At 40.7% G+C, this 1,244-nt stretch carries 1 protein-coding gene; it reads left to right on the top strand.

Annotated elements, in window-relative coordinates; translation table 11 throughout:
- Positions 1 to 1,244, top strand: a 1,244-nt coding sequence (locus tag HMPREF0629_RS07535) for a Cna B-type domain-containing protein (protein ID WP_009222714.1), incomplete at both ends; no start/stop codon positions are given.

Here is a 1,244-nt window from a genome sequence, read left to right as displayed (position 1 = left end):
AAGAAAAAACAGTAGAAGTAATCAACACAAGCGGCGGACAAGGAACAGTAGTAGAAAAGACATTAGAAAAAGTATGGGTAAACGGACCGAAACCAACTGTAACAATAGAGCTTTGGAGAAAGAACAACGTAGAAGGTGCAGACAAAATCGATGAAAAAGTAGATGAATTTATAGTACCTGCAAATGCAAATGGAAATGATCTAAAGAAGACTTTCACAAACTTGGCAAAACACGATCCGAAGGGAAATGAATTTGAATACTACGCAAAAGAAGAAAACGTACCTGCAAACTATACAAAAGCAATAGATGGATTAAAAGTTACAAACACTTACAATCAACCAAGTAACGGTGAAGTAACAGTAACAAAAGAATGGCAAGACCCGGACGGTAAGACACTAGTAAAACCGGAAGTCAATCTAACCCTATACAGAAAAATAGAAGGCGGAGCAGAAGAACAAGTGCCGGTAGCGGAAGCAGAAGTAAAAGTAGTAAACGGAACTACAACAACAGCAAAGTGGGAAAACTTAAAAACAACAGACATCAACGGCAATGCATACAGCTTCATAGTAAAAGAAAGCTTTAAGAACGCGGGCGACGTCAACAACGACAACTGGACCTTGATTACAAGCACAGATGTTGTAAACGGAGCAGCAACAATAAAGAACGAAGCGCTGGTAAGCGAAGCTGATTTAGGCAAACTGACGGTAACCAAGAAACCATTGGTTAATGGTCAGGGCGTAAGAGGTCCTGTAGGCCAGAGAGGCACTCCTCTTAAGTTCAGCTTCAAGGTAACAGGCCCTGCAGGCTATGAAGAGAGCTTTGAACTTGCAGCTACTGAAAGCAAGGAACTAAAAGGCCTATACTTCGGCGAATACAAGGTTGAAGAAACGGACAGCAAGGGCTACACGGCAACATACTCGGTAACAGACGGCAAAGTCACACTAAAAGCTGCAGATAAAGAAAAGACAGTAGAAGTAACCAACACAAGCGGCGGACAAGGAACAGTAGTAGAAAAGACATTAGAAAAAGTATGGGTAAACGGACCGAAACCAACAGTAACAATAGAACTTTGGAGAAAGAACAACGTAGAAAGTGCAGACAAAATCGATGAAAAAGTAGATGAATTTATAGTACCTGCAAATGCAAGTGGAAATGATCTAAAGAAGACTTTCACAAACTTGGCAAAACACGATCCGAAGGGAAATGAATTTGAATACTACGCAAAAGAAGAAAACGTACCGGTA

Source organism: Peptoniphilus sp. oral taxon 386 str. F0131 (genome assembly GCF_000090945.1).
Taxonomy (GTDB): Bacteria; Bacillota; Clostridia; order Tissierellales; family Peptoniphilaceae; genus Anaerosphaera; species Anaerosphaera mikwangii.
The sequence above is the reverse complement of the archived record's forward strand: the minus strand, read 5'-3'. Positions and strand labels throughout refer to the sequence as shown.